Source organism: Otoolea muris, assembly GCF_943193115.1.
Lineage (GTDB): Bacteria > Bacillota > Clostridia > Lachnospirales > Lachnospiraceae > Otoolea > Otoolea muris.
On record NZ_CALPCY010000108.1, the window covers coordinates 1 to 5,010 of the forward strand.

At 36.6% G+C, this 5,010-nt stretch carries 7 protein-coding genes; 4 read left to right on the forward strand and 3 right to left on the reverse strand.

The window, feature by feature from the left end:
* The coding region (locus NFS31_RS26110; RefSeq protein ID WP_251501825.1) for an ATP-binding protein at positions 1–350 on the forward strand (350 nt) is incomplete at its 5' end.
* A 121-nt stretch (positions 351–471) separates the two neighbouring features.
* The gene (locus NFS31_RS28525) at positions 472–522 is read left to right on the forward strand and encodes a hypothetical protein (RefSeq protein WP_465223450.1); all 51 of its coding nucleotides are present in this window, start codon (positions 472–474) and stop codon (positions 520–522) included.
* A 382-nt stretch (positions 523–904) separates the two neighbouring features.
* Here the strand turns inward: NFS31_RS28525 and tnpA are convergent, their stop codons facing one another.
* Together tnpA and NFS31_RS26125 are read right to left on the reverse strand one after the other, a co-directional pair.
* Complete coding sequence (gene tnpA / locus NFS31_RS26120) at positions 905–1,369, reverse strand: IS200/IS605 family transposase (protein ID WP_251501827.1); 465 nt, start codon at positions 1,367–1,369, stop codon at positions 905–907.
* 110 nt (positions 1,370–1,479) lie between these two features.
* A complete protein-coding gene (locus NFS31_RS26125) occupies positions 1,480–2,622 on the reverse strand; it encodes a M56 family metallopeptidase (protein ID WP_251501829.1) in 1,143 nt (380 codons plus the stop codon).
* Between the two features lie 552 nt (positions 2,623–3,174).
* Here NFS31_RS26125 and NFS31_RS26130 point away from each other — a divergent pair.
* Together NFS31_RS26130 and NFS31_RS26135 are read left to right on the forward strand one after the other, a co-directional pair.
* Entirely contained in the window at positions 3,175–3,270 is a 96-nt protein-coding gene (locus NFS31_RS26130) for a putative holin-like toxin (RefSeq protein ID WP_251501831.1), read from the forward strand.
* Positions 3,271–3,667: 397 nt separating this feature from the next.
* The gene (locus NFS31_RS26135) at positions 3,668–3,907 is read left to right on the forward strand and encodes a UDP-N-acetylenolpyruvoylglucosamine reductase (RefSeq protein ID WP_251501833.1); all 240 of its coding nucleotides are present in this window, start codon (positions 3,668–3,670) and stop codon (positions 3,905–3,907) included.
* A 646-nt stretch (positions 3,908–4,553) separates the two neighbouring features.
* On the opposite strand, the gene NFS31_RS28530 is transcribed toward NFS31_RS26135, so the two are convergent.
* The coding region (locus tag NFS31_RS28530; protein WP_331482891.1) for a hypothetical protein at positions 4,554–5,010 on the reverse strand (457 nt) is incomplete at its 5' end.

Consider the following 5,010-nt stretch of genomic DNA (forward strand, 5'->3'; position numbering starts at 1 on the left):
TGACCGGCGTGTTTGCCGAGGACAGGGCGGCCTTTATCGCCAGCCTGGACGATTACAGCCTGCTTGTCATTGACGATCTAGGCGCGGAAAGGAATACCGAGTATGCCATGGAGCAGATGTTTACCGTCATTGACAGCCGGTATCGGAGTAAGAAGCCGCTAATTGTCACGACAAACCTGAAACTGGGAGAAATCAAGAACCTGTCAGACCTTGCCCACACAAGGATTTATGACCGCATACTGGAACGGTGTACGCCGGTTCTCCTTTCCGGTAAAAATTTCCGGGAGGAAGGAGCCAGGGCAACCAAAGCGACGGCGAAAGAGATTGTGAGGAAGGATAACAAAATCTGATTGTATGAAAAGGAGAATTTATGGACAGCGAGAAAATCACAGAGGACTCTACCACCACAGCACCGGCTAAGGACGCCCCCCGCACTGGTGAAGAAATTTCAGCAAGACCAGCAAGAAAACCATGAGCGACAAAATCAAGCGTATGCTGAAAAATGAGATACGGCAGATGTGAAAAAGCGATAACGGAAACAGGCCGGGATTCTGAAATGCGCTAGCTCCCGGCTTGTAAAATTGGGAGCTTATGACAATTATGGAAGCATTGGATGATATAGTGCGAATCAGATAATGGATTTTCGTAGATTTTATTTGATCTTACTTCTTAAAACTCTTAAAAACTTTTACACTTTTGATTGAACCACTGCCGATTTTATATTATAATCTTATATATGCTGAATTTTGGCAATTTGTGTCATTATTATCAACAAAATCAACTACTCCGGTGCAAGCACTCAAGCACTGTGAGCGGCTCCTACGTCGCCTCTCACAGCACTTGCCTTTTGGACTTGCTTACGCAAGTCCAAAAGCGGGGTATGAAAGTTTCCCTGTCTCTTCCTCTACATATAATCGAATAAGGTCATTTGACCTTCCAGCCCTTGGTTCCGGAATAATTTCTTATATTCGTTCCCCTGGTTCTTTACATAATTTGCTATTACTTCTTCGTTTCCATGTTCACTTACTTTTGCTACATAATATCCTGACGACCAGAAATTTCCTCCCCACAGTTCCCTCTTTACCTCTGGACATCGGCTGAGCACTTCTTTGGCTGTTATACTTTTTACTATCTTTACTATCTGCGTCAGACTGTAGCTTGGCACCGACTGGATCAGAAAATGTACATGATCTTTATCCGTCCCTATCTCCAGAAAATATAGGCCGTATCGCTTACTTATTTCTTCACAGGTTTCTTTTATTACCTCATCTACCTCTTCACTTACTACGACTCTTCGATATTTCGTTGGGAATACAAAATGATACATAAGCTTTGATACGTTGTGCGACTTGTGGATATGTTCACTCATCTACAACTCTCCTTTCTGCTTCCATTGTATCATCTTTTCTACTTTATGGTAAGTTTGTTACGATGCAAGCATCGGGGAATTGTACCCTCCTGTGATTAAAACTTCTCATCTTATTCCTCCCTATATACTGGTAAATTTTTAAAATCCTCATGAATTTTTGAAGTCGTATAGACACATTCACCGCCTATATATAACCTATAAATTGTGCCATCCCATATGTAATAAGATAATTCTTCATTCCCTTCAAACACTTCATTCCCCATTTCATCATATGTCGGTCGAAAGGATGGTTCAAAAATAAACGTAAAAGAAAGAATAAATAAAACTATGCTGAATATAATTCCCCTGAACATCAACTCTTTCCCTTTCGAGTTAATGATGCACTCCAGTCTTTGCCGCAAATTTAATTGTTGTGAATCTGTCAAAGCGTAAACATGCTTTCTACTTATTTTATTATTATAAATATATTCTGCTGTTTTAGATAATACCTTTAAATACACAACCCTTCCTTTTTTAGTCAAAGTCCTATTAACTTCATAATCAACATATAGTTCCTGCACCTGATTTATGATATCAAATGAACGCTTATATATAAATAGGTTCCACCAATAAGCCGGTATTAATAAATCCGTAGCTATTTTAATAAAGAAGTCACGATGTTTTAAATGTATTAACTCATGATAAAATACAAACTTTAATTCTTCTTCAGTATATGAAATATCCGGCAATATAATAAAAGGATTTGATGACACGAAAATCGCCGGACTGCCTACGATATTGGATTGAACTATTTTTATATTATATTCCTTTTCCCGAGGAAATATGGTATAAAAAATATTTTCACAAATCTGCTTGATACCTACATTATGACAGGGTGGAGCTGTATTTAAAAACCTATTAAATGCAAAATAACCAAATAGTTTTTTACAAGTTATCCACATCCAGCCTGCTGCAAAAATCATGATCATGACCTGTTTGACAGTCACAATTTTTCCGCCTACATTTATCTTACGATAGATTATTTCTCTCATAAAAGGAAGTATCTTATATGAGTAATAACTGGTCGTTAAATTTATCTTGTAAAAATCAAAAGGGAGATAACCGCGTATCAGAATCAAAATCGCAAAAACATATAAACCAGTGATGCCAAATTTTAATAAAATTGTAGTCTTATACATAATAATCTTTACCACAAGTAGCAAAAGAACTAAACCAAGTGAAGTCGCAAAATACGAAGATAAATCTAACTCCATGTATTAAACCTCTTCTCTTTCATATGTATATATAACCTTTTTTTATCCCGTCATTATTATCTAACGAAGCTAACGTAAATGTCAACGATAATCCTCTCTTTTGCATACTGATATATTATGAGAAAAAATGGATTTCTCGGATTCTCATATTTTTTCGTTACGGAACACTCAAAAAATTCAGTTTCTTGTTCTTGTCTCTGCAAATGTATTTTAATACATATTATAGAATACATTATCTTGATTTTCAAGTAATTCCTCTGCTTTCGTTACACTCTATTACTTAATTTTCTCCTAAAATGCAACTTTCATGCCATCATTCTCTGGTTTGGTTCTCACATCTGGAGGTAGATACCTTTCTAAACCACTTATTGACCCTGATATACTTACAAATCACTGTTGTATTATAACCTTGTTCATGTTATAATATATAATCTAGGAAACAACCGTGTTACAAGGTGGAAACCCTCCCATCTTTCTGAAAGTGGCAATCGCTGCTTTACCAATCGGTATCATCCCTTCATGGGAAATACAGGAAGAAGGGGGGTGATGTAGATGAGTATATATGAAGTATTAAACCTACTATTTGTTGGCGGTACTTTTCTCATTGCATTGCTTGCCTACATAGATAGGAATAACAAGCGAAAATAATAAGCCTACCTTGTACTTAGCCGGTTAGGTAGGCTTATCTGTTTACCGGGAGGCTAACCACTTTGTGGGCGGTTGTTTTCCTATACATAATATATCATATCTGCTACCAAGATTCAAGCCATTTTTTAATAGAACAGCCATTATGATTTCTCCTGAAATACTATTATCGTCCAAATAGACTGTTCAGCTTATTTTTTAACAATTAATCAGATACTTTTCTAAATCGAATATTGACATAATATATCTACTTATTATTTAAAATATCCTTTTGATGGATATCTAGCAAAGCAGAAGATTATTGGTAGTATATGACAAAAATTTTTCCTATACAAAGTAATAAAAATAGATCTATTAAGACTAATCAGAAACTAATTTACAGATTATGAGGTGGTTACACATGACAACACTTAATAAAGACGCTATTAATTTGCTGAAGCAGATACCGGAGAATAAGCTTTATTTTATCAATCATATTACAGAAAGTATAGGCGAACCTTATGGGACGGAACCGCAGAGTGCTAAAGATAAAGCATTTGAAGAGCTAGAAAGCCTTAGACGAAAAGTTCCTCAGATTGACTATGACAAAGAGTTAGAATCATATAGAGAGGAAAAGTTTGAAACTGTAAATCTCGATTGATACAAATGTTTTTCTTAATTACCTGCTCTAGTACACCGTTTTTTAATTCCTCATATACTAAACACTTGATATTTGCACCATTGCCACGTTGTCGTCAGTCAACGATGCCACCGCATCGCCTCCTTCCTCCGCCTTGCACTGATACAAATATCAAACGCTTAGTATATAAGGATTAAGAAAACGGTGTACTAGCCGCAGTCCTAATGAGTTATTAGCAAATGATATTCTGACTTTAAAAACTGCCTGTAAATGGAGTATGCGGTTGCTTTTCAGTCTAAATATTGTTATGTAAATTGGAGATGATTTTAAAGGCAACAAAATATTTTGTATAAGCCTAAAGAAATTTTCGTTAATAAACCTAATCTACGCATCATTTATTCCCGGATGAAATATATCCCATTAACTGATGACAGATGTAGACAAAAGAGTATTGTGAAAACTACGAAAAGTCATATTCTGAAACGAACAAATTTTATATAGAGCTTCCATACCCGTATTTCCTGTCTTCACACAATGATAACTCCATAGGAATTCATCGTACCCATAGGGAGTTCTTGAATATGGTGTTTTATTTAATATTGAGAACACAAAAATTGAACAGTTTTATCTCTTCCATTATCTCCTAAGGAAATCTTAGTTATTTATCTTACCTCGTAAATTTAGGATATCTTATGTATATGAGTGAGTCAATCGAGTAGGGGGAATTTAATCCCCCTCTCACACCACCGTACATGCCGTTCGGCATACGGCGGTTCAACATAACTTCAAAGCATGACGTTCTAAGTAATAATCGTAACATCTGATAAGCCCTGCCTGTGACAGCTTTTCTTTTGAGATTGCCCTGACTACACATGTTTTCGTCACTACCCATTGATAGCGGTCTCCCATATAGGCTGTCTGCCTCGCCAGGTCTTTTCCTATTCCCAGTTTCTGCAATCCCCATTGCCGCTTTTTCGCTACTTTCCATTGCTTCCAGATAATTACCCGCAATCTTGTTCGCAAATGCGCGTCTACATCGTTCATTAGCGTTTTCATAGAGCCTAACGCAAAATAGTTTATCCACCCTCTGATTACCCAATTTAGCCTCTGTACCCTTACCGCAA

Bases quoted from the DNA above. Each gene is read 5' to 3' on its own strand.
- NFS31_RS26130 (WP_251501831.1), top strand. From the start codon at position 3,175: ATGAGTATATATGAAGTATTAAACCTACTATTTGTTGGCGGTACTTTT.
- NFS31_RS26135 (WP_251501833.1), top strand. From the start codon at position 3,668: ATGACAACACTTAATAAAGACGCTATTAATTTGCTGAAGCAGATACCG.
- tnpA (WP_251501827.1), bottom strand. From the start codon at position 1,369: ATGAGTGAACATATCCACAAGTCGCACAACGTATCAAAGCTTATGTAT.
- NFS31_RS26125 (WP_251501829.1), bottom strand. From the start codon at position 2,622: ATGGAGTTAGATTTATCTTCGTATTTTGCGACTTCACTTGGTTTAGTT.